Here is a 22,004-nt window from a genome sequence, read left to right as displayed (position 1 = left end):
CGCCCCCACCGGACGCGCTTGCGCTGGCGTGGCGGCCCGCGCCGGTCGCGCACGGCCTCGCCACGATCGCCGTGCTGGCGGGCCTGGCCGCGCTGCTGCTGTCCCGCCCGAACCTGCTGCTCCTGGCCGCCCCGGCGGTCGGGGTGCTCGCCGCCGGACTTGCCGCGCGCCGCCCGGACACCATCGCCGTCCGGACCACGGAACTCCCCGGGCGATGCTTCGAGGGCGAACTCATCGAGATCACCGTGACCGCCGACGCGGGCGGCCCGGTGGACGAGATCGCGCTGCGCCTGGCCCCGTCGCCCGCGTTCGGCGTCGACGTCACCGCCTACACCCAAGACCGCGCGGCCGGGACCGCGCGGGCGGCGTTCGCCGTCCGGCCCGGCTACTGGGGCCGCCACACGCTGCCCCGGCTGGTCGTCGACTGCCGCGGCCGCTACCGCGTCGGCCGGGCCCGGACGGAGCTGCCGCTCGGCGAGATCAGCGTCTATCCCGCCGGTCCGCCGGTCCGTCCCCGGCTCGTGCCGCTCGACCTGCTGCGGCGGCTCGGCGACCACGTCGCCCGCGCCGCCGGGTCCGGGACGGAGTTCGCCGGCATCCGCCCGTACCTGCCGGGCGACCGGGCGCGGGACGTGAACCGGAAGGCCAGCGGGCTGCGCGGGCGGCTGCACGTCACGACGCGGGCCGACCAGCGGCAGGCCGAGCTCGTCCTGGTCCTAGACGCCTACACCGACCTCGGCGAACCGGGCGGGACGCTCATCGACCGCGCCGTGCGCGGTGCGGCGGCCGTGGCGAGGGCCTACCTGCGCGGCGGCGACCGCGTGGGGATCGTCGCGTTCGGCGGCACGCTGCGATGGCTGGCGCCCGGCCAGGGCGAGCACCACTACTACCGGCTCGCCGAAGCCGTCATGGACGCCCGGGACGCGGGCGGCGACGTCACCTCCGACCTCCGCCGGGTACCGCGGTCCGCGCTGCCGCCCGGCGCGCTGGTGATCGTGTTCTCGCCGCTGCTGGACGACCGGGCGGTGCGCACCGTCCAGGACCTCCGCCGCCGCGGCACGCCCGTCGTCGTCATCGACACCCTCGACCGGGAGCCGCCGGGCGGCGGGCGCGAGGAGTACCTGGAGCTGTCCCTGCGGCTGTGGCGCCTCGACCGGCGGGCGCTGCGGGCCGGGCTGGCCGACCTCGGCGTGCCCGTCGTGCCCTGGGCGCCCGAGGACCCGCTGGACGTCGTCGTCGGGGCGTTCGGGCGCGGGGTCGCGGGGCGGCACTCGTGATCCGCTTCCGGCCCGGCGCGACGACGGCCGCCGCGGCGGCCGTCGTGGCGGTCTGCGTGCTCTGGGATCCGGGCGTCCCGGCGGCGGCCGCCGCGGGGCTGCTGGTGACGGCGCTCCTGCTGCTCGCGGACGCCTTCGGCGCGTACGGCGGGCCGGCGCGCTACCTGCCGCCGTTGATCGCCGGCGGTTCCTGCACCGCCCTGGTCGCGGCCGTGCTCGTGCTGCCGGCCGCGTCCAGCGTCCTCGTCGTGGTCGCCGGGCTGGCGGCGCTCATCGGGGCGTACCGGCTGACCTACTCCGGGCGCGGTCGGCGGCCTCGGTGATCGTGCGGTCGGCGACCCGCTTGTCCTGCCAGCCGCGCACGTCCGAGCCCTTGCCCGGCTCCAGGCTCTTGTAGATGTCGAAGAAGTGGCCGATCTCGTCGAGGACGTAATCGTGCACGTCCCCCAGATCGCTGATCCCGGCATAGCGCACGTCCCGCGCCGGGACGCTGAGGATCTTGGCGTCGGGGCCGCCCTCGTCGTGCATCCAGAACACCCCGACGGTCCGGACGGTGATCTCGCAGCCGGGGAAGGTGGGCTCCTCCAGCAGCACCATCACGTCCAGCGGGTCGCCGTCCTCGGCGAGCGTGTCCGGGATGTAGCCGTAGTCGACCGGGTACTGGGTCGAGGTGAACAGCATCCGGTCCAGCCGGATCCGGCCGAGCCTGTGGTCCATCTCGTACTTGTTCCGCGAACCTCGCGGGATCTCCACGACCATCTCGATGTCCATCGGTCTCCCTCCCGGGATGGCCCTGCCCGGCGGGGCGGGCTCGATCGTCAGTGGGCGGCGGCGTCCCAGTCCGCGCCGGTGCCGATCGCGACGTCCAGGCCGACCGACAGCGGATAGGCGGTGGTCATCCGGTCGCGGACGATCTCCGCCACCGCGTCCCGCTCCCCCGGCGCGACCTCCAGGACGACCTCGTCGTGGACCTGGAGGAGCAGGCGGCTGCGGAGCCCGGCGGCGGTCAGCGCCCCGTCCACCCGAAGCATAGCGATCTTGACGATGTCGGCGGCGGAGCCCTGCACGGGCGCGTTCAGCGCCATCCGCTCGGCGGTCTCGCGGCGCTGCCGGTTGTCGCTGGTCAGGTGCGGCAGGTAGCGGCGGCGGCCGAGCAGCGTCCGGGTGTAGCCGGTGACGCGGGCCTCGGCGACGACGTGGTCGAGGTAGTCGCGGACGCCGCCGAGCCGCTCGAAGTAGGCGTCCATCAGCGGGCGCGCCTCCGCCACCGGGATGCCGAGCTGCTTGGCCAGCCCGAACGCCGACAGCCCGTACGCGAGCCCGTACGACATCGCCTTGATCTTGCGGCGCATGTCGGGGCCGACGGCGTCCGGGGCGACCCGGAACACCTGCGCGGCCATCGTGGTGTGCAGGTCCTCGCCGGACTCGAACGCGGCCAGCAGCGTCGGGTCCTGCGACAGGTGCGCCATGACGCGCAGTTCGAGCTGGCCGTAGTCGGCCGTCATCAGCGACTCGTACCCGGCGCCGGGCAGGAACGCGCGGCGGATGCGCCGGCCCTCCTCCGTCCGGATGGGGATGACCTGGAGGTTCGGCTCGATGGACGAGAGCCGCCCGGTGGCCGCGACCGTCTGCTGGAACGTGGTGTGGATGCGGCCGTCCGCGCCGATCTCCCTGATCAGCCCGGCCACGGTCGTGCGCAGCCGCGCCTGGTCGCGGTGCCGCAGCAGGATCTCCGGGAGGCCGTTGTCGGTCTGGGTGGCGAGCCAGGTCAGCGCGTCCACGTCGGTGGAGTGCCCGGACTTGATCTTCTTCGTCTTGGGCAGGCCCAGCTCACCGAACAGCACCTCCTGGAGCTGCTTCGTCGAGCCGGGGTTGAAGGGGTGCCCGGCGATGTCGGCGGCGTCGTCGGCGGCGCGCTCCATCGCGGCGGCGAAGTGCTTCTCCAGCTCGTCCAGCAGGCCCGCGTCGACGTGGACGCCCGCGCGCTCCGCGCGGGCCAGCAGGCCGGACAGCGGCAGCTCGACGTCGCGGAGCACCTCGTCCATGCCGGTGGAGGCGAGGTCGGCGGTGAACTTCCCGGCCAGGTCGAGGACGGCGCGGGCGTTCAGCATCAGCCCGGCCGCGCCCTCGGCCGACGGGCGGCGGCCCAGGTGGCGTCCGGCGAGGTCGGCGATGCCGTAGGCGGCGAGACCCGGCAGGAGCAGGTAGGCGGCCATCGCCGTGTCGGTGGCGACGCCGTCCAGGCGCCAGCCGCGCTCGCCGACGACGCGCAGCAGCGCCTTCACGTCATGCAGCGCCTTCGGGCGGCCGGGATCGGCCAGCCAGGCCGCGAACGCGCGCTCGTCGTCCTCGGTGAGCCGGGACGGCTCGAACGACGCGGCATGGTCGTCGCCCGTCGCGAGCGCGATCCGGGTGATGTCGCCCGCGCCGCGCTCCCACGTGTAGTCGGCGGCGAGCCCGGTCAGCCCGGTCGCGCGGGTCTGCAGCCAGGCCGCCAGCTCGCCCGGCTCCAGCTCCCGTCCCTGGATCGTCTCCGGTTCGGCCGTCTCCGCCGGGCGGCCGCCGCCCGGGTCGGCGGCGAAGAGCCGCTGCCGGAGGCTGGCGTTGCGGAACTCCAGCTCGTCCAGCAGGGACGTGAACGCCGACAGGTCGTAGGGCCGCCGCCGCAGATCGGCCGGCTCGACCGGCAGGTCCAGGTCGCGGACGAGCTCGGTCAGCCGCCGGTTCAGCCGCACGGTGTCGGCCGCCGCGCGCAGCTTCTCGCCCGCCTTGCCCTTGACCTCGTCCGCGCGGTCGAGCAGGGCGGCGAGGGAGCCGAACTCGCGCACCCACTTCGCGGCCGTCTTCTCGCCGATGCCGGGGATGCTCGGCAGGTTGTCGGACGGGTCGCCGCGCAGCGCCGCGAAGTCGGGGTACTGGGCCGGGGTCAGCCCGTACTTCTCCGTCACGGCGGCGGGCGTGTAGCGGATCATCTCCGAGGCGGTCCTGTAGAAGTACAGGACGGTGACGTTCTCGCTGACGAGCTGGAGCACGTCCCGGTCGCCGGTGATGATCAGCACCTGGAGGCCGTCCGCCTCGGCCCGGACGGTCAGGGACGCGATGACGTCGTCGGCCTCGTAGCCGGGCGCGCGCAGCACCGGCATGCTCATCGCGGCGAGGAACCGGTCGAGGATCTGCATCTGGCTGCCGAACTCGTCCGGCGACTTCGCCCGCCCGGCCTTGTACTCGGGGAACGCCTCGGTGCGGAACGTCCGGCGCGACACGTCGAACGCGACGGCCGCGTGCGTCGGGCGCTCGTCGCGCAGCGCGTTGGCCAGCATGTTGGCGAACCCGTACACGACGTTCGTGGGCTGGCCCGTGGTGGTGCTGAAGTTCTCGACGGGCAGCGCGTAGAACGCCCGGTAGGCCAGGGAGTGGCCGTCGAGGAGCAGAAGGCAGGGCCGGTCTGACATGGTCACATCCTGGCACTTGGGTACGACGGCATGAAACGACCGGACGAGGTGTTAGGGCTGCACATGACCAAGACCCGGCTGGGGCGCCTCGGCATCTGGCGCCCGTGGAACCAGCTCGACCCGGCGCTGGCGAAGGACGTCGAGGACCTCGGCTACGGCGCGATCTGGGTCGGCGGCTCGCCGGCCGGGGATCTGGACGACGTCGAACGCCTGCTGGCCGCGACGGACCGCATCGTGGTCGCGACCGGCATCGTGAACATGTGGAAGACGCCGGCCGCGGAGGTCGCGGCGTCCTACCACCGGCTCAACGACGCGCACGGCGGGCGGTTCCTCCTCGGCGTCGGCATCGGCCATCCGGAGCGGACGCGCGAGTACCGCAGCCCGTACGAGACGATCGTCCGCTACCTCGACGACCTGGACGCCGGGAACGTCCCCGCCGAGGGCCGGGTGCTCGCCGCGCTGGGGCCGAAGGTGCTGCGGCTGGCGGCGGAGCGCGCCGCGGGCGCCCACCCGTACCTGACCACGCCCGAGCACACGCGCGTCGCGCGGGAGGCGCTCGGCCAGACTGCACTTCCGTGGGGTGTGGGGGGTCGCCCCCCACAAGGGAACCGCCCGCTGCTCGTCCCGGAGCACAAGGTCGTGCTGGACCCCGATCCCGTCCGCGCCCGCGCACTGGGCCGGCGGACGCTCGCGCACTATCTCGGGCTCGGGAACTACGTCGCCAGCTTCAAGCGCTTCGGGTTCACCGACGCCGACGTGGCGGACGGCGGCAGCGACGCGCTGGTCGACGCGGTCATCGCGCACGGCGGCGCGGACGCGGTGGCGGCCCGGCTGGCCGGCCATCTGGACGCGGGCGCCGATCAGGTGGCCGTCCAGGTGCTGACCGAGCCCGGCGGCGATCCGCGTCCCGCGCTGCGCGCGCTCGCCGAGGCCCTGCCGCCGCGCTGAGAAAGAAATCGAGGGACGCGCCCGGCCTGCGGGCGCGTCCCTCAAAACGGAACAGGCGGGTTACCGGGTCGCGTGGTGGCCGATCTGGTCGGGCAGGGCGCGCTTGGCGGGCGCGTGCCGCCGGGCGAACTCGTTGCCGTTGACCGTCAGGGTGCTGAGGGCGAACGCCTGGGTGACCGCGGCGGCGCCGTCGATCATCTGGTCGAAGCCCTTGAGGTCGACGTTGCCGTAGGTGTCGCATTCCGAGTGGTAGCACGGGTCGTACGCCTTACCGGCCGTGCCGCCGTACACCTTGGCCTGCTCGGCCGTCTTGATGCCCTCCGCGCCGGTGAACAGGCCGCCGGCGGGGATGCCCACGGTGATGAAGGCGTTGTAGTCCGACCGCCCGTTGAACGGCGACTGGTCGCTGGCCAGCTTCTTGCTCGCGAAGTGGTCGTGGAACGCCTTCTCGATCGCGCCGGACCCCGCGGGCGGCGGGACGGTGCTGCCGCCGGTGCTGTTGTCGCCGTCGTACACGAACCGCACGAAGTTCGGCGAGCCGATCATGTCGAAGTTGAGGTTGAGCGCGATCTTGTTCCGCTCGGCCTCGGGGAGGTTGTCGATGTAGTACTGCGAGCCGATCAGGCCCTCCTCCTCGGCGCCCCAGAACGCGAACCGCACCTTGTTGCGGAGCTGCTTGGGCTTGAGCTTGTTGATCTGCTTGGCCATCTCCAGCAGCGCCGCGATGCCCGACCCGTTGTCGTTGATGCCGGGGCCTTCGAGGACGCTGTCGTGGTGCCCGCCGACGACCACGACGTTGTCGGCCCGGCCGCGCTCGGTGTCGGCGATGACGTTGGCGGTCCGGCGCTTCTCGGTGAACGTGTCGGTCTTGACGTTCAGCGTCACGCCGCCGTTCTGCGCCTGCTGGACCAGGGCCTTGCCGACCGCGTTGGTCGGGCCGACCACCGGGACGCCGTACGGCTTGGTGAGCGTGCCCGCGACCGGACCCGGCTGGTCGGGCAGCTGGTAGATGACGACGGCGGCCGCGCCCGCGGCGATCGCGTTGTCGGCCTTGACGGAGAAGAAGCACCCGCCGCGCTGGATCAGCGCGATGTTGCCCTTGGGGAAGCCCGCGAAGTCGTCGGCCTCGCAGCCGCTGCCCAGGCCGGTCGCGCCCGGGTCGACGGGGGTCGCGGCGGCGGTGACGTCGCCCTTGCCGGAGTACTGCAGGGTCTGGAAGTCGGTTCCCGGCGTGAACGTCTTCTGCTCGGGCGCCGTCTGGGCGAAGGCCGGTTCGGAGATCTCCTGCCAGAAATCGAACTCGAACTCTTGGACCGTCGGGCTGTATCCGGCCCGTTTCAGCTGGTCCGCAAGGTACTTCACGGTGATCACGTTGCCGGGTAGTCCGGCGGCCCTGTTGCCGCCGTTGGCGTCCGAGATCTTCTGCAGGTTGTTCTGGTGATGGCGGACGTTCTTGAGCTGGACGAGGTCGGCCAACGCCGGATTTCTCGGCGCCGCCTGGACCGGGGCCGCCGCCAGTGTGGTCGCGGCGAGGGACAGCCCGAGAAGCGTTGCTAGCGCGGCTCTGCGCATGACTCGGTCTCCGTTGGTGGGGGGACGAAGCATGCCGCAGCCTTGCACGACGACATTTCGCACAACAAGCCGCAACTCTCACATAACGCGGCCAACATCGGCCTTGTGCGAATTCAGAAAGTAAGCGCGAGATCGCCGTCCGCACACGAAATGGGCCCGACTTGTCCGAAATCGGTTCGGCCTCTGGCTTTCCCCACGTCAGCGTCTATAGGCTCCGTGCACTTCGGTGATGACCGATATACGCATGGGAGTGACCAGTGTCGAAGTCGGAGGCAGCAGGGGCGCCGCGCGGCCGGTCGCGCACGTATCCGATCTGGCGGAGGATCGCGCTGCTCCTCGCGGTGCCGCTGACCGCGCTGTTCGTGCAGTGGGGCATGCCGGCCGCCGTCACGGTGTCCAACGCGCTGCAGCGGTTCGACTTCTCGACCGTGTACAACAACGTCGCGGTGCCGGCCACGAAGGTGACCGAGACGCTGCAGGAGGAGCGCGCCGGCGCCGTCCAGTTCCTGCACCGGTTCAAGATCGCGGACCGGCAGCGCTTCGGCGACCTGGTGGCCAGGACCGACGCGGCGGTGGCCGCGTTCCGCAAGCAGGCCCTGTCGTCCGGCACCAGGGACGCGATGGACGACGTCATGACCACGCGGGTGCGCAAGCTCAGCGACGCCTACAACCACCTCATCACGCTGCGGGAGCGGGTCGGCATCGGCGGCACCACGCCGCTCGGCGCGATCGAGGGGTACAGCCAGGTCGCCGACATCACGATCCGGCTGCTGACCACGCTGGTGAGCGTCGACGACCGGACCGTCTACCTGCACACGACCTCGCTGCTGCACAACTTCTGGGCCCGCGAGTTCATGCTGCGCGAGCACGCGCTGCTGTCCACGCTGGGCGCCGGGCAGATGAGCGCCAGCAACCGCGCGGCGTTCGCCGCCTGGTCGGAGGCCCGCATCCAGTACTTCGAGCTCGGCCGCGCACAGGCCACTGGCGAGATCGAACAGATCATGTACGATCTTGCGAACTCGGGGGAGTTCACTGCGTATACGACGCTGGAGAACAATGTCGTGAACAACGGCATCGTCCCCGACCCCGCCGAGTGGCGCGGCGCGATCGACGCGCTGTCGCCGAAGTGGTCGAAGGACGCCGCGACGGCGGAGTCCGTGGTGAACAACAACGACGTCAAGCCCGCCGGAAACCGGATCATGCTCCAGTTCTTCGTGATCGGCGTGGTCGGGCTGCTGGGCGTGGTCGCGTCGGTGATCCTGTCGCTGCTGTTCGCGCGCCGGCTCAGCGCCGAGCTGCGCGAGCTGCAGCAGTCGGCGCAGCGGCTGGCGAACGAGCGGCTGCCGCGGGTCGTGGCCAGGCTGCGCCGCGGCGAGCAGGTGGACGTGGAGGCCGAGTCGCCGCCTCCGAAGACCGGACGGACGAAGGAGGTCGCCCTGGTCGGCGAGGCGTTCGGCACCGTCCAGCGGACCGCGGTCGCCACCGCGGTCGCCGAGTCGGACCTGCGCGCGAGCATCAACCGCGTCTTCATCAACCTGTCGTGGCGGAGCCAGTCGCTGCTGCACCGCCAGCTCAGGCTGCTCGACCAGATGGAGCGGCGGGCCGCGGGACCCGAGGAGCTCGAGGACCTGTTCCGGCTCGACCACCTCACCACCCGCATGCGCCGGCACGCCGAGGGGCTGGTCATCCTCGCCGGGTCGCCGACCGCCCGGGCCTGGGACCACCCGGTCGCCGCCGAGGACGTCGTCCGCGCCGCGGTCGCCGAGATCGAGGACTACACGCGGGTGGAGCTCACCGGCACCGCGTCGGTCGCCGTGACCGGCGACGTCGTCGCCGACGTCATCCACCTGCTCGCCGAGCTGATCGAGAACGCGGCCGTGTTCTCCCCGCCCACCACCGAGGTGACGGTCAAGGTCGAGACCGTCGCCAACGGCCTCGCGGTCGAGGTCATCGACCGCGGCATCGGCCTGCACCCCGACGAGCTGGACGAGCTCAACGCGCGGCTGGAGGGCGGCGGCGAGTTCGACCTGATCGACACCGAGCGCCTCGGCCTGTTCGTCGTCGCGCGGCTGGCCGCCAGGCACGGCGTCAGGGTGTCGCTGCAGCCGTCCGCGTACGGCGGCACGACCGCGGTCGTCCTCATCCCGCACGCGCTGGTCACGATGGACGACGACCTGGCGCGCGGCGGCCCGATCCCGGGGACGGCCCGCACGATGGTCGCCGCGATGGCCACCGGCGACGGGCGGCAGCGGCTCGGCCGCCCGGCCCGCCCGGCGATCCCGGGCGCGGTCGTCCGGCCGCAAGCGGACGACGCGCAGGACGACCCCCGGGACGAGCCGCCCGCCGGGCCGCCGCCGATCGTGACGTCGCCGTCGCCCACGCTCGACCAGCCCGCGCCGTGGTTCGACGACCACTCCTCCTCGTACGAGCAGGCGTCCTCTCCATACGAGCAGCCCGCGCCTCAGTACGAAACGCCTCAATACGAGACGCCTCACTACGAGCGGACTCCATCGCTCGACCCGCCCACCGTCGCGTTCGAGCGGCCCGCGGTGTCGTTCGGCCAGGCCGCGCCGTCCGGCCCGTCCGGGCCGCGCGGCGGCGAGGACCCGGCCGACGTGGAGTCCAGCGAGGTCACCGGCAGGCTGCCGCGGCGCGTGCGCCAGAGCAGCCTCGCCCCGCAGTTGCGCCGGGGGCCCGCCCCCCAGCGCGCCGAGCCCGCCGAGGTCGCCGCGCCGGACGACGACTTCGACGAGCCCAGCCCGGAACTCAGCCGCGCTCTGATGTCCTCACTACAGTCGGGATGGTTGCGCGGCAGGGTCATGGACGACGAACCGGAAGAACCCGGTCCACGCGATGAATGGGGGGAACGATGACGCAGCAGGGCCACGCGTCCGGCGAGCTCGACTGGCTGCTCGAAGACCTGGTGCAGCGGGTCGGCGAGGTGCATCAGGCCGTCCTGCTGTCCAGGGACGGCCTGGTGATGGGCGCATCCAGCGGGGTCACCCGCAAGGACGCCGAGTTCCTCGCGGCGCTGTCGTCGGGGTTCCACAGCCTCGCCAACGGCGCCCGCGAGCACTTCAAGGCCAAGCAGGTGCGGCAGACGGTCGTCGAGCTCGACGGCCTGCTGTTCTTCGTCATGCCGGCCGGCAACGGAAGCTGCCTGGCGGTGCTGAGCGACGCCGGCGGCAACGCCGGGCTGGTCGCCTACGAGACGACCATGCTGATCAAGCGGGTCCGGCGGCACCTGGCGACCTCGCCGCGCGCCGCGGCCGAGGCGCAGGATCCGACGCTGCGTACGGGCGCCTCGGGGGGCTGAGGCCGGCCGTGGAGACGCCGAGAGAGCGCTGGGTCGGGCTGGACGCGGGCCCGATCGTCCGGCCGTACGCGGTGACCCGGGGACGCACCCGTCCCCGGGGGATCGTCATCGACCTGGTGACGATCCTCGTCGCCACCGGCCGGACGCCCAGCGACCGGGTGTGGCTGTCGCGCGAGCAGCGGCGGCTGCTGGAGCTCTGCAAGCAGCCGTCCACGCCCGCCGACCTCGCCTCGGAGATCGACCTGCCGTTCCGCGTCGTGCAGATCCTCCTGGAGGACCTGCACCAGTACGGACTGATCGAGGAGACGACCCGCACCGAGCAGCCCGACCGCCCCGACCCTCGAATCCTGATGAGAGTGCTCGATGAACTTCGCCGCCTTTAACAGCGCTTCGGGCGAAGCCCGGGGGGTCTGGGGGTCCGCCCCCAGAGAGAACACAGCCAGCGCTTCGGGCGAAGCCCGAGGGGGCTGGGGGTCCGCCCCGAGGAACGAGCCCGCACCGCCGATGTCAGCCCCCCTGCCCGCCCCGCCGATGTCGCCGGCCATGCCGCCGTCCGTCGCGCCGTCGGGGGCGCCGTACGGGCAGGACGTCGACGTCCCGCTGCACACGCTGAAGATCCTGGTGGCCGGCGGCTTCGGGGTCGGCAAGACCACGCTGGTCGGCTCGGTCAGCGAGATCCGCCCGCTGCGCACGGAGGAGACGCTCACCGACGCGTCCGTCGGCGTCGACGACCTCGGCGGCGTCGAGCAGAAGACGACCACGACCGTCGCGATGGACTTCGGGCGGCTGACGTTCTCCGGCGGCGTCCGGCTCTACCTGTTCGGGACGCCGGGCCAGGAGCGGTTCTGGTTCATGTGGGACCAGATCTCCTACGGCGCGGTCGGCGCGATCGTGCTGGTCGACACGCGGCGGCTCACCACGAGCTTCGCGTCCATCGACTTCTTCGAGCAGCGGCGGATCCCGTTCGTCATCGCCGCCAACGTGTTCGACGGCGCCCGCCGCTACCGGGTCGAGGAGATCCGGGACGCGCTGGACGTCGACCCGGACGTCCCGATCCTGCTGTGCGACGTCCGGCACCGGGACACGGCGAAGGGCGTCCTCGTCGCGCTGGTCGAGCACGCCCTCCAGTCGTCACGGCGCTGACCCGGCCCGCGCGCCGGGCACGCGCCCGGGGACGGGAACCACCCGGGCGGCATTACTGTTGGTGGCGCGAAAGGAGCCGCCCATGCCCGCCACCCGCCAGCTTCCCACCCCCGAGGCCGAGGACCTCATCGCGCTGACCCGCGAGATCGCGGCGAAGGAGCTGGCGCCGCGGGCCGCGGACGCCGAGCGCACCGGGACGTTCCCCCGCGAGGTGTTCACGACGCTGGGCCGGGCCGGGCTGCTGACGCTGCCGTTTCCGGAGGAGTTCGGCGGCGGCGACCAGCCGTACGAGATCTACCTGCAGGCCCTTGAGGAGATCGGCGCGGCCTGGGCGAGCGTCGGCGTGGGCGTGAGCGTCCACGCGCTGTCCTGCTTCCCGCTGTTCGCCTACGGGACGGACGAGCAGCGCGCCCGATGGCTCCCCGACCTGCTGTCCGGCGAGCGGCTCGGCGCGTACTGCCTGTCGGAGGCGCACGCGGGCTCCGACCCGGCGGCGATGCGGGCCAGGGCCGTCCGGGACGGCGACTCCTACGTCCTCAACGGCGCGAAGGCGTGGACGACGCACGGCGGCAAGGCCGACTTCTACACGGTCATGGCGCGCACTTCCGACGACGGCGCGCGCGGTATCTCGTGCTTCCACGTCCCGGCCGGCACGCCCGGCCTGGAGTTCGACCGGCCCGAGGACAAGATGGGCCTGATGGGGTCGACGACGGCGACCGTCCGGTTCGTGGACGCCCGCGTCCCCGCCGGCAACCTCATCGGCCGCGAGGGCGAGGGCCTGGCGATCGCGCTGGCCGGCCTCGACGCCGGACGGCTCGGCATCGCCGCCGTCGCCACCGGCCTCTCCCAGGGCGCGCTCGACACGGCCGTCGCCTACGCCAAGGAGCGGGAGGCGTTCGGGCGCGCGATCATCGAGCACCAGGGCCTGGCGTTCGTGCTCGCCGACATGGCCGCCGCGGTCGAGTCGGCGCGGGCCACCTACCTGTCGGCGGCGCGGCTCAAGGACGCGGGCCGCCCCTACGGCCGGGAGGCGTCGATCGCCAAGCTGGTCGCCACCGACAACGCGATGAAGGTGACGACGGACGCCGTCCAGGTCCTCGGCGGCGCCGGCTACACCCGCGACTTCCCCGTCGAGCGCTACATGCGCGAGGCGAAGGTCATGCAGATCTTCGAGGGCACGAACCAGATCCAGCGCCTGGTGATCTCCCGCCACCTCGCCCGCTGACCGGTCGCCTACCTGGGGATTCTTAGCTATCCACAGCACCATCCCCGTTTTGGGCACGGTTTCGCCCGCGGCCGATACGCCTTCGCTCGCTTGATCATCTCCCGTCGCTCTCCCAGACGCCTCCCAGGCGCCCTACCGAGGGGAGGTCGGCGGTGACCGCCACCCAGGAGATCAAACGCGCCGCGAACCAGCCCCGCACGCTCGGCGGCCGGTCGGCTGCCGCTCATTGTGCGGTTCGCCCCACCGCTCGACACGCACGGCCTGATGCTGGGCGACGAGGCTGCCGTCTTCGTCGGCACCAAGCGTGAGCTTCAGGCTCCGCCGAGTGGTGACCGCGACACGGCCGGATCTCTGAAAAGCCGCCGTTCGCATCCCATGACATGACGTGCACCCGCGCGACTTGCGGGGCTCCACGCCCTCACGCGGAGGCGACGGGATCGACGACGGGGAGACCCGCCCTCTTCCAGGCTTGGAAACCGCCGATGACATCGGTGGCGTTAGTGAGCCCTATCGCATGGAGAGACGCGGCGGCCAGCGAGGAGGAGTAGCCCTCGTCGCACACCACGATCCATGTGGTGTCGTGGCCGGCGGCTTCTGGAACGCGCGCGGGGCTGGTGGGGTCCAGTCGCCATTCCAGGTGGTTGCGTTCGATGACGAGGGCACCGAGGATCTCGCCGTCGGCTTCGCGTTGGGATTGGGGACGCGTATCGATCAGTCGCGCGCCGTGTTCGACGGCCTGCGCGGCTTGGACCGGATCGAGACGGCGCAGTCCGGCGCGGGCGGTCGCGAGGACACGCTCGATGGTCACGGGTATCTCCTTTGGGCACGATCGATCGCAGACCAGAGCGGTCCAGCTATTACTGAGAGGCGAAGAAGTTCTGGAGGGCCAAGGTGATGGCTTGGGGAGAGGCGAAGTGGCCCTGATCCGGCATGACGTGCAGGTGTCCGTCGGGAACGGCTTCGGCGAGCTGCCTGGCGGTCTCGATCATCCAGTCGAAGGTGCCGCCGCCGCACAGCAGAAGAGTGGGTACCCGCACGGTTGAGGCCTGCTCGACGGGTGTGGCCCCGCCTCTGCTCTTGGCGGAGACCACATCGAACGGGTCGTGAGGAAGTGTGTGCGCGACGGCCTGCGTCACCGGGTCGTGGCTCATCTGGTCGATGACCTGCTGCGGCATGCCCGTCGGCGCCAAGAAGCTGCTGATCGCCTCAGCCCGGCGGCCCTGGGCCAGCAGGGACTTGATGGCCTCGACCTGTTCGCCGGCGGCCCGCTCCTCAGCGGCCTGGCGGTGGTGATGCCCGTCGTCGTGGCTGATAGGGCTGAAGGGCGGCTCGTGGAGGATGAGCTTTGTGATGGGCAGGCCGTGGGCCGCGGCGTGCAGAGCCAGAGCCGCGCCGGATGAGTGGCCATAGACCGAGGCGGCGCCACCGGCCTGGCCGATGAGAGCGGCGAGGTCCTCGATTTCGCGCTGTACCGCGTAAGGCTGGTTGTCGCCGCTGTCACCGCGTCCCCGACGGTCGTAGTTCAACACGGTGCGGTGCCGGGCCAGCGCTTCGGCGAGTGGGCGGGTCGCGGTGCGGTCGCAGAGCGCCGCGCCGACAAGGATGACCGGCGGACCATCGCCCAGCCGCTCATAGGCGATGGCCGTGCCGTCTGCCGAGACCACTTTCTCCATGTCGTTCCTTCCGAGAAAACGCCGCAACCAGGTCCGCGCGTGCTGCGGCTCTACCACGACGACAAACGAGGCCATCGGGAATCGACAGCCGCGCTGGAAATGCCATCGCTCGCGATGACTGTGCCTGCAGCCTCAGATGTTGCGGATCGCTTCGGTGAGCCGGTTGGTGAGGTACCGGCGCTCGGCATCGGTTCTGGCGAGGTCGAGCGCCCGGCGGTAACTGCGCGCGGCATCTCGGTGTCGTCCCAGCCGGCGCAGGAGATCCGCCCGGGCGGCTGGAAGCAGGTGATACGAGGTGAGCGCGCCAGATCGTTCCAGCTCTTCCACCAGCTCCAGACCGGCCGCCGGACCATCGGCCATGGCCACCGCCACCGCCCGGTTGAGGCGGACGACCGGGGTGGACACCAGCCGGACCAGTTCGTCGTAGAGAGCGGCGATCTGAGGCCAGTCGGTGGCCGCGGCAGTCAGGGCGGTAGCGTGGCAGGCCGCGATGGCGGCCTGCACCTGGTAAGGCCCGGGCGATCCACGCCGGAGCGCGGCGTCGAGCAGTTCGACGCCCTCCGCGATGACCGTCCGGTCCCACCGGTCGCGGTCTTGATCTTCCAGAGCCACCAGGTCACCCGCGCCGTCCTGGCGAGCCGTACGGCGGGAGTCCTGGAACAGCATGAGTGCCAGAAGGCCGGCCGCTTCGGGCTCATCGGGCATGAGCCGGGCCAGGACCCTGCCGAGGTGGATCGCCTCGGCGCACAGGTCCGGACGGGTGTGATCGGCGCCGACGCTCGCGCAATAGCCCTCGTTGAACAGCAGGTAGATCACGCCCAGGACCGCTGGGGTCCGCTGCGGGAGAAGGTGGGCGGGCGGGACGCGGTAGGGGATGCCCGCCTGGCGGATCTTGCGCTTGGCCCGGACGAGCCGCTGGGCCATGGTCGGTTCCGGCACCAGGAAGGCGTGCGCGATCTCGGCGGTGGTGAGGCCGGCGAGGGTACGCAGGGTCAGCGCGACACGCCCGTCGAACGGCAGCGCTGGATGGCAGCAGGTGAAAATGAGGCGCAGCCGGTCCTCTGGAACACCGCTGTCGTCGACGGAATCATCCAGTTGGGACATGGCGGCCGCCTCCTGCAGTTTGCTCGCCTCGGTCGCGGCGCGCCGCAGCCGGTTGCGAGCTTGGTTGCGCGCCGTGGTGGTCAGCCAGGCGCCGGGGTTGCGGGGGACCCCGTCGCCGGGCCAGCGTTCCAGCGCACGAGCGACGGCGTCCTGCGCGCACTCCTCGGCCAGATCCCAGTCGCCGGTCAGGCCGATCAACGTCGCGACGATGCGCCCCCACTCCTCGCGGTACACCGTGGTGACCGCGGCCTCGACCTCACTCAGCTCGGCCAGAGCGGCCTCACCTCGATCGTCCCGAACCGCGCCACCGGATGCGCCGAGACGGCAGCGATGACCTCCTCCAGATCCTCAGCCTCGATCAGGTCGAATCCGAGAATCTGCTCTTTGGTCTCGGTGAACGGGCCGTCGGACACGAGCGTCTCACCCTCACGCACCCGGATGGTGGTCGCGGTGTCGGTGGGCCGGAGCGCGTGGCCGAACTTGCGTAGACCCCGAGCGTCCATCTCCTTGACCCACTCCTCGGTCTCGGGATCCGGCGGAGGATGGTCCAGATGCTGGAAAGGGACTACCGTCTCCGACTCGACAGCGCAGATCAGCAGCAGATACTTCACCAGGTCCTCCTCGACAAGCGGGCGACTCCATTACCCAAACGACAAACCAGACCGCCGCAGATCGACACTAAGACCGAAATCCTTTGCGGTGGGTGCGTCAAGCTTCGGCGGGCGGCACAGCCTCCGCCACTGATCTGGCCTCCCTGGGACGACCTCGCGCACACGCGGCAGGCCATGGCGGCAATCGCCGAGGTCAAGGTCAAGCCAATGGGCCGCGGGCGCCGTAGCGTCCCACTGGAGGAGAACCGAATCGGCTGGCGGCGGCTGATCGGCCCGGACGCTACCCAGCAGTCTCCGAGCCTGAGCACCCTGTGCGTCGTCCGATCTCGAAGACTATCGAGACCGGATGTGGGGTCTGCTGGCTTCGCCGGGGTTCGAGGCGGTGACCGCGCGACACGAAGCCGGCCTGGCCGGGTTCGCCTACGGCGCGCCGCTGTCGGCCGGGTCGCGCTGGTGGGACGGGCTGGAGCCCGCCGAGTCCGCCGACTTCACCAGCGAGTCCGGTCGGCGGACGTTCGCCGTGATCGACCTGGCGGTGCGGCCCGCCCGGCGTGGCCAAGGGCTCGGACGTCGCCTGATGGACGAGCTCCTGGCGGGCCGCCGCGAGGAGCGCGCCACGCTCGCGACGGCGCCGGACGAGCACGAGATCCAGTCGATGTACCGGCGGTGGGGGTGGCGGCACGTGGGCCGCACTCCCGGGAGGCCGGGTGAGACGTAACCTGGTTCGACCTCTACGCGATCGCCTGCGGCCGTCACCGGAAGCAAGCAGCTCGCGGTAGGCGGCGACGACCGGTTCCGCACGGCCCTGCGCCGGGACGGCCTCGACGACCTGCCGGGCCAGGCTGGTGACCCTCACTGTCCGGTGCTCGGGCGCCTGGGCCTCGTAGACGGCATGGGCATGCCGAACGCCTCCGGTCGTGTCGCCTGCCCGCACGTGTCCGGCAGCGCGCAGCAGGTCGAGCTGGGCGCCGACCCGCGGGTCGTCCGGTGGCAGGACGGCCTGGGCGCGGGCCACGGTGGCGTCGAGCTGGTCACGCTCGCCGGTGTGGGCGTGGACCCACGCCTCGGTGTAGCGCAGACGATCCTCGGCCCATCCGCGACGGACCGGACCTCGCTGGCCACCGACGCCGGAAGCTGCTGGAAGATCTGCCCGCACTCCCGCAGCTCGGCCACCGCCTTGCCGGAGGCGCCGTCCAGGGCGAGCAGTTGCGCGCGGACGCCGCGGACGTGCAGCAGACCCCGGCACGGCGCGGCGGACGCGCGCTCGACCGCCTCGCTCGCCTTGCGCAGGAGGACCACTGGAGGGCGATCCTCATAGAGGCCATGCACGAGCTGCCATGAGCGCGGCCAGACCGCCGGTCACTCGATACCACGAAGGAAGTGATCGCTCTCCCGTTCGGCGGCCAGTGATCTGCTGGACCGTGACGAGGTCGGCGGCCAGATTTCTGAGCAGCCGCTGCGGTGGGACCACCACGTAGGTGTAGCCGTACTCGGCGACCGACTCCTCCCAATCGTCGAGGTGGGAGGTCTCGTCGCGCCCGATCGTCCGGTCGACCCCGTCGCGGATGTACTGGATGGCCTCGACGGCGGGCGACGTCGCGGCGCCGAGCGTCGCCAGGGCCTGCAAGAGCCGGCGTCGTTGCATCTCGCCGTTCTCGTCCAGGTCATCCGATAAGGCGGTTCTGGAACTCACGGTACTCGCGGAGGCGTTCTGGGCCGCTGTGGTCCGGAGGCCTGCTCTAGGCTTCCGCGATGGAGACCTTCAGTGATGCTCTGCTGAACCTTGCCTGTCCTCACCTCGGGTGGGTGGTCGAGCAATTGGAGGCGTTCTATTCGGTCCTCCCACCTGGGGAGGTTGGCTATGACGCTGCCGTGGGAACAGCCCGGTTCGGTGATCTGGAGCTCCGCGCGGATCTGCTGGGAACCTATGCCGAGGACGGCACCTTCCAGTGGGGGTGGGCCAAGCAGCCCCCCGCGATCACTGCGCCCGTGCGGCTGAGGGAGATAGGTCAGCGCCACATGGTCCCGGAATTGACCGATGCGATGGTCGACCTCACCCGTTTCCCCGATCCCCGCCTGGCCGCCAAGCATCTCGGCGTCATCGCTATGGGGCTGCTGGGTTCCCGGGGCGCGGCCGATTTCTCTCACGGCGGCAGATCCCTGACTTTTCTGGTCACCGATGACCCACGTATCCCTGCCGCCCGGCCCGACCCGGCCGGCCTCGCCGAGGCGCTGCAGACCGGCGCCCAGATGCTGCCCGAGGCGAATGTGGAAGAGGTGATCAGTGGATACGCCGCGCATCACCGCCTGGCTGCGCGGCCCGTTTCCGCGGGTCTGGAACTGGACCTGCCCGGACGCCATCAGGCTCTGGTCCGCGTCGAACATGGACGGCTCAGCAAGATCGTCGTCACTGGCCCGGACGGTCCGGTCATCCCCGCACCCAGGCGCCTCACGCCCGTCACCGACCCTGCGGCCGCCACGTTCGTCCCCGCGGGCCTGTTCGCCGAGCTGGCCCGCCACGCGGCGGCGGCGCTGGATCGGGGGGCGGTCGCCCTCGGCGATCACCTGAAGGGCCTGGGCTGGGATCCGCAGGCCTTGCCGGTGTGGGAGCCCGGTGTCGTCCGCTACGGCGATGTGCTCACCGCACGCGCGCGTGAGATCGGCATCTACCGTCCCGGCACCGGCACCTGGCACTGGAGTGACAGCGAGTGGGACGGAGTGGCGCGCGTGCGCTCGGCCGCGCGCGAGTACGGCGCTGACGCCCTGGCCGCCGATCAAGTGGTCTTGCCCGATAGTGAGGTCCAGATCTTCATCGCGGTGTTCCTGGCCCGCTCGGCGGTCCACCTGGGGCGGGCCCGGGGGCTGGTGCGCATTCCCACCGCGGAAGGCGACCATCGCTTCGTCGCCGTCATCGACCCCCGCGTCCCCGAGCCTTCCAGTGAATTGGACATCATCTGCGACGTCATTGTCTCCGCGGCCAACTTCCTGCAAGAACTGACGCCTCACCAGGACCGGTACGCGACGATGCGGGCCATGGTCGTCGACTATTTCGAGGCTTATGGCATCGCACCGATTTATGTGGGTGAACCACAGATGCTCATTGGGTTGCGCGGCCTGAACGAGGTGCGGGTCGCCTTCAGCCACGACGGCACGATCAACCACGCCACATGGGGCATGCACGGCGCACTCGGCTAGACCGGAACATCGACTACGCCCAGCAACCGTTCCAAGCTGCGGGTCGAGCCGCTGCTGCCGAAGCTCGAGCGCCGTAAGCGCCGCTCCGGCCGTAGGCGGCTGGATGACCGCAAGGTGTTGTGCCGGATCTTGTTGGTCGCCCGGAACGGCGTCCAACCTGCCTGCGTCCTCTTCCGGATTTCGACCGCTCCCGTGAAGACGGATCGGGCGGGCGGGCAATAACAGGTGTCAGCATAGGGATACGGAAGGTGCCGATGCATGACCGCCACTGCTCCTTCGTCCGCGGCGCCGGCTAGGGTGCCCGTGGATCCCAGCGACGCCGAGGTGATCGTGGCGTCCCGTGATGATCCTGAGCGGTTCTCGGAGATCTTCGACCGGTACTTCGTGGAGATCCACCGCTACGTCGCGTCCCGTCTTGGCGGTCCTTCGGCCGATGACGTGGCCGCCGAGACGTTCCTGACCGCCTTCACGCTGCGGCACAAGTACGACGCCGGACGGCCGCAGGCGCGCGCATGGTTGTACGGCATCGCCACCAACCTCATTCGGCGGCATCGCCGTTCCGAGACGCGCGCCTACCGGGTGACCGGACGCGCGACCGCCGAGACCGACCACGCCGACCGGGTGGCCGAGATGGTCAGCGCGCAGCGGATGCAACCCCGGCTGGCGGCGGTGCTGGCGGGCCTGGGCGCGGGAGACCGCGACGTCTTGCTGCTGGTCGCGTATGGCGATCTGAGCTACGAGGAGGTCGCGCAAGCGCTCGGTATCCGCGCCGGGACGGTCGGTTCCCGGCTGAATCGGGCGCGGCGCAAGCTGCGTAAGGCACTCGAAGGAGACGTGGAGTAATGGACGAGCTGCAGATGCTGCGGAAGCACCACGACGCCCGTCCCGGTCCGTCGCGCGAGGCGGTCGTCGAGGCCCGAGCCCGGCTCGACGAGAAGGCACGGACGCGGGAACGCCTCCCCAGGGCGTGGCGGCGGCGGTACGTGCTGGGCGCGGCAACCGTCGGAATCGCAGCGGTCGTGACGGTGCCACTGAGCACGATCGGCACCGGCGAACCGGGTAGTGACCACGCGTACGCGGCCGAGCGCATGCCGGACGGCCGGATCAAGGTGACGATGGATGACCTCACCGGCCCACCCGGGGCCATCCAGCACCGGCTGAACGGGGTGGAACGCAAACTCGCCGCGCTGGGAATCAATGCGGACATCGAACTCCTCCCTTTCGGCATGCGATGTTCGGTCTTCCCGCGTGGCGCTGCCGACCGGGAAACCAACAGCCGCACGAGCGCGGTGGATGACGGGTGGCTCCTCCCTGACAGGGACAAGCGCGCGGTCTTCTTTGTGCACCCTGACCGCATCAAGCCGGGGAACACTTTGCTTTGGACGCTCTCCGTGCACTCCGGCAACGGCTCGACGGCAGTGGCTACGAACTCCTATCAGGTGCGCGGCCCGGCGGAGCCCTGCACCCCCGTCCCCCTTAGGGGGTCCTAAGAGGGAGTTGTGGTGGATCGCGTGCGTATGGCGTGCCAACCGAGTGAGGATCTCGTCACACAGGGTTGATGCTCGGTCTCGTTGAGTTGGACTGGCGGCATGGGCGAGCGCAAGCCGTACCTCAGCGACCTTTCCTCCTGCCCTGACCTTGGGTTCCTCACGTGATCGAAAGGCCACCATTCGCGTGCGCGTTGAGGTTTCTTCGGCGGGATTATCGACAAGATCGCCCGCGTACGTACGGACCTCATCGACAAGGAGGACGCTCTGGCGCAGTGAAGAACTCGTCTAAGGCCAGAGCTCAAGCGGGCCAACGAGATCCTCAAGGCCGCCAGTACGTTTCTCGCCACCGAGCTTGGCCAGCCCCCCGGACGAAGTAGTCGCCGTGGTCGACCACCTTCGCGACCGCTTCGGGGTCGAGCCCGTATGCCGGGTCCTGGACCTGTGCCCGGGCACCGACTACGGCCGCAAACGCCGGCCGCCCTCGGCCCGCGAGCAGCGCGACGCGCTGTTGCTTGAGCAGATCAAGGACATGCACGCCGCCAACTACGGCGCCCGCCGCGTCCACCGGCAGCTGCAGCGGCAAGGTGGCCGACCACCTGCGCACCGACCTGCCCCTGGACGCCCTGGAGATGGCCATGTGGCAGCGCGAACGCGACCGGCCGCAAAGCGCCAGGCGCCCGGACCGTGGCAGCTTGATCCACCATTCGGACCGCGGTTGCCAGTACACCAGTTTCCAATACGCCACCGGGCGGACCGATCTGGGCGTGATGGCTTCGGTGGGATCGGTCGCCGACTCCTACGACGACGCCATGGGCGAAGCCTTGAACGGAACGTTCAAGGCAGAACTAACCCACCGGCGCCAAGTAGACCGGTGATGTGCCCCGGCTTTGGTGGTGTCGGGTTGCTGGAATCCTCGTGCCGTTGATCACGAGGAGAGGCATCCGATGCCCCGTAGCTATCCCCCTGAGTTCCGGCGCAAGGTGCTGGATCTGGTGAAG

General features: G+C 71.0%; 23 protein-coding genes. 13 read left to right on the top strand and 10 right to left on the bottom strand.

Features of this window, described 5'->3' with window-relative positions:
- Positions 1-1,277 (top strand): DUF58 domain-containing protein (locus tag E1287_RS33210; protein WP_131969238.1); only part of this gene is annotated, 1,277 nt, incomplete at its 5' end.
- The gene (locus tag E1287_RS33205; protein ID WP_131969237.1) at positions 1,274-1,600 is read left to right on the top strand and encodes a hypothetical protein; all 327 of its coding nucleotides are present in this window, start codon (positions 1,274-1,276) and stop codon (positions 1,598-1,600) included. The genes E1287_RS33210 and E1287_RS33205, both read left to right, overlap by 4 nt.
- On the opposite strand, the gene E1287_RS33200 is transcribed toward E1287_RS33205, so the two are convergent.
- Together E1287_RS33200 and polA are read right to left on the bottom strand one after the other, a co-directional pair.
- Positions 1,548-2,048 carry an inorganic diphosphatase gene (locus tag E1287_RS33200; RefSeq protein WP_131969236.1) on the bottom strand — a complete coding sequence of 167 codons (501 nt, stop codon included), beginning with the start codon at positions 2,046-2,048 and terminating at the stop codon, positions 1,548-1,550. The genes E1287_RS33205 and E1287_RS33200 overlap by 53 nt on opposite strands.
- A gap of 47 nt (positions 2,049-2,095) precedes the next feature.
- The gene (gene polA / locus E1287_RS33195; protein WP_131969235.1) at positions 2,096-4,729 is read right to left on the bottom strand and encodes a DNA polymerase I; all 2,634 of its coding nucleotides are present in this window, start codon (positions 4,727-4,729) and stop codon (positions 2,096-2,098) included.
- A gap of 30 nt (positions 4,730-4,759) precedes the next feature.
- Between polA and E1287_RS33190 the strand changes: the two genes are divergently transcribed.
- Positions 4,760-5,677 carry an LLM class F420-dependent oxidoreductase gene (locus E1287_RS33190; RefSeq protein WP_243719598.1) on the top strand — a complete coding sequence of 306 codons (918 nt, stop codon included), beginning with the start codon at positions 4,760-4,762 and terminating at the stop codon, positions 5,675-5,677.
- A 60-nt stretch (positions 5,678-5,737) separates the two neighbouring features.
- Here E1287_RS33190 and E1287_RS33185 read toward each other — a convergent pair whose 3' ends face one another.
- Positions 5,738-7,249, bottom strand: a complete 1,512-nt coding sequence (locus E1287_RS33185; protein ID WP_131969233.1) for a M20/M25/M40 family metallo-hydrolase — start codon at positions 7,247-7,249, stop codon at positions 5,738-5,740.
- Positions 7,250-7,506: 257 nt separating this feature from the next.
- Here E1287_RS33185 and E1287_RS33180 point away from each other — a divergent pair, with 257 nt between their 5' ends.
- The 5 genes from E1287_RS33180 (at position 7,507) to E1287_RS33160 (ending at position 12,933) form a co-directional block, all read left to right on the top strand.
- Positions 7,507-10,122 (top strand): nitrate- and nitrite sensing domain-containing protein, encoded by a 2,616-nt coding sequence (locus E1287_RS33180; protein ID WP_131969232.1) that lies wholly within the window; start codon positions 7,507-7,509, stop codon positions 10,120-10,122.
- Positions 10,119-10,565, top strand: coding sequence for a roadblock/LC7 domain-containing protein (locus E1287_RS33175; protein WP_131969231.1), 447 nt, complete (start codon positions 10,119-10,121; stop codon positions 10,563-10,565). Before E1287_RS33180 ends, E1287_RS33175 begins: the two co-directional genes overlap by 4 nt.
- Before the next feature lie 8 nt (positions 10,566-10,573).
- On the top strand, positions 10,574-10,948 hold the full coding sequence (locus E1287_RS33170) for a DUF742 domain-containing protein (RefSeq protein ID WP_131969230.1): 375 nt from the start codon (positions 10,574-10,576) through the stop codon (positions 10,946-10,948).
- 121 nt (positions 10,949-11,069) lie between these two features.
- On the top strand, positions 11,070-11,708 hold the full coding sequence (locus E1287_RS33165) for an ATP/GTP-binding protein (RefSeq protein WP_243719597.1): 639 nt from the start codon (positions 11,070-11,072) through the stop codon (positions 11,706-11,708).
- Positions 11,709-11,790: 82 nt separating this feature from the next.
- A complete protein-coding gene (locus E1287_RS33160) occupies positions 11,791-12,933 on the top strand; it encodes an acyl-CoA dehydrogenase family protein (RefSeq protein ID WP_131969229.1) in 1,143 nt (380 codons plus the stop codon).
- A gap of 418 nt (positions 12,934-13,351) precedes the next feature.
- Here E1287_RS33160 and E1287_RS33155 read toward each other — a convergent pair whose 3' ends face one another.
- The 4 genes from E1287_RS33155 to E1287_RS33140 all read right to left on the bottom strand — a co-directional run bounded on the left by E1287_RS33155 (position 13,352) and on the right by E1287_RS33140 (position 16,321).
- Complete coding sequence (locus tag E1287_RS33155) at positions 13,352-13,741, bottom strand: rhodanese-like domain-containing protein (RefSeq protein WP_243719596.1); 390 nt, start codon at positions 13,739-13,741, stop codon at positions 13,352-13,354.
- Between the two features lie 49 nt (positions 13,742-13,790).
- Positions 13,791-14,606 (bottom strand): alpha/beta hydrolase, encoded by an 816-nt coding sequence (locus tag E1287_RS33150; RefSeq protein ID WP_131969227.1) that lies wholly within the window; start codon positions 14,604-14,606, stop codon positions 13,791-13,793.
- Between the two features lie 132 nt (positions 14,607-14,738).
- Positions 14,739-15,944, bottom strand: coding sequence for an RNA polymerase sigma factor (locus E1287_RS33145; RefSeq protein WP_243719595.1), 1,206 nt, complete (start codon positions 15,942-15,944; stop codon positions 14,739-14,741).
- Between the two features lie 26 nt (positions 15,945-15,970).
- A complete protein-coding gene (locus E1287_RS33140) occupies positions 15,971-16,321 on the bottom strand; it encodes a YciI family protein (RefSeq protein ID WP_243719594.1) in 351 nt (116 codons plus the stop codon).
- A 346-nt stretch (positions 16,322-16,667) separates the two neighbouring features.
- Between E1287_RS33140 and E1287_RS33135 the strand changes: the two genes are divergently transcribed.
- A complete protein-coding gene (locus tag E1287_RS33135; RefSeq protein WP_131969225.1) occupies positions 16,668-17,039 on the top strand; it encodes a GNAT family N-acetyltransferase in 372 nt (123 codons plus the stop codon).
- Positions 17,040-17,173: 134 nt separating this feature from the next.
- Here E1287_RS33135 and E1287_RS33130 read toward each other — a convergent pair whose 3' ends face one another.
- Both E1287_RS33130 and E1287_RS33125 read right to left on the bottom strand, forming a co-directional pair.
- Positions 17,174-17,620 (bottom strand): hypothetical protein, encoded by a 447-nt coding sequence (locus E1287_RS33130; protein ID WP_131969224.1) that lies wholly within the window; start codon positions 17,618-17,620, stop codon positions 17,174-17,176.
- 13 nt (positions 17,621-17,633) lie between these two features.
- Positions 17,634-17,966, bottom strand: coding sequence for a hypothetical protein (locus E1287_RS33125; protein ID WP_131969223.1), 333 nt, complete (start codon positions 17,964-17,966; stop codon positions 17,634-17,636).
- Positions 17,967-18,073: 107 nt separating this feature from the next.
- Between E1287_RS33125 and E1287_RS33120 the strand changes: the two genes are divergently transcribed.
- The 3 genes from E1287_RS33120 to E1287_RS33105 all read left to right on the top strand — a co-directional run bounded on the left by E1287_RS33120 (position 18,074) and on the right by E1287_RS33105 (position 21,006).
- The gene (locus tag E1287_RS33120; protein WP_131969222.1) at positions 18,074-19,516 is read left to right on the top strand and encodes a DUF6882 domain-containing protein; all 1,443 of its coding nucleotides are present in this window, start codon (positions 18,074-18,076) and stop codon (positions 19,514-19,516) included.
- A gap of 303 nt (positions 19,517-19,819) precedes the next feature.
- Positions 19,820-20,359, top strand: a complete 540-nt coding sequence (locus tag E1287_RS33110) for an RNA polymerase sigma factor (protein ID WP_243719593.1) — start codon at positions 19,820-19,822, stop codon at positions 20,357-20,359.
- Positions 20,359-21,006, top strand: a complete 648-nt coding sequence (locus E1287_RS33105; protein WP_131969220.1) for a hypothetical protein — start codon at positions 20,359-20,361, stop codon at positions 21,004-21,006. Before E1287_RS33110 ends, E1287_RS33105 begins: the two co-directional genes overlap by 1 nt.
- Positions 21,007-21,325: 319 nt before the next feature.
- Here E1287_RS33105 and E1287_RS33100 read toward each other — a convergent pair whose 3' ends face one another.
- Entirely contained in the window at positions 21,326-21,589 is a 264-nt protein-coding gene (locus tag E1287_RS33100) for a hypothetical protein (RefSeq protein WP_131969219.1), read from the bottom strand.
- Position 21,590: 1 nt separating this feature from the next.
- Between E1287_RS33100 and E1287_RS33095 the strand changes: the two genes are divergently transcribed.
- Positions 21,591-21,881 (top strand): hypothetical protein, encoded by a 291-nt coding sequence (locus E1287_RS33095; RefSeq protein WP_131969218.1) that lies wholly within the window; start codon positions 21,591-21,593, stop codon positions 21,879-21,881.
- Positions 21,882-22,004: the final 123 nt, after the last annotated feature.

The sequence above is a fragment of the Actinomadura sp. KC06 genome, from assembly GCF_004348735.1.
Taxonomy (GTDB): domain Bacteria; phylum Actinomycetota; class Actinomycetes; order Streptosporangiales; family Streptosporangiaceae; genus Spirillospora.
The sequence above is the reverse complement of the archived record's forward strand: the minus strand, read 5'-3'. Positions and strand labels throughout refer to the sequence as shown.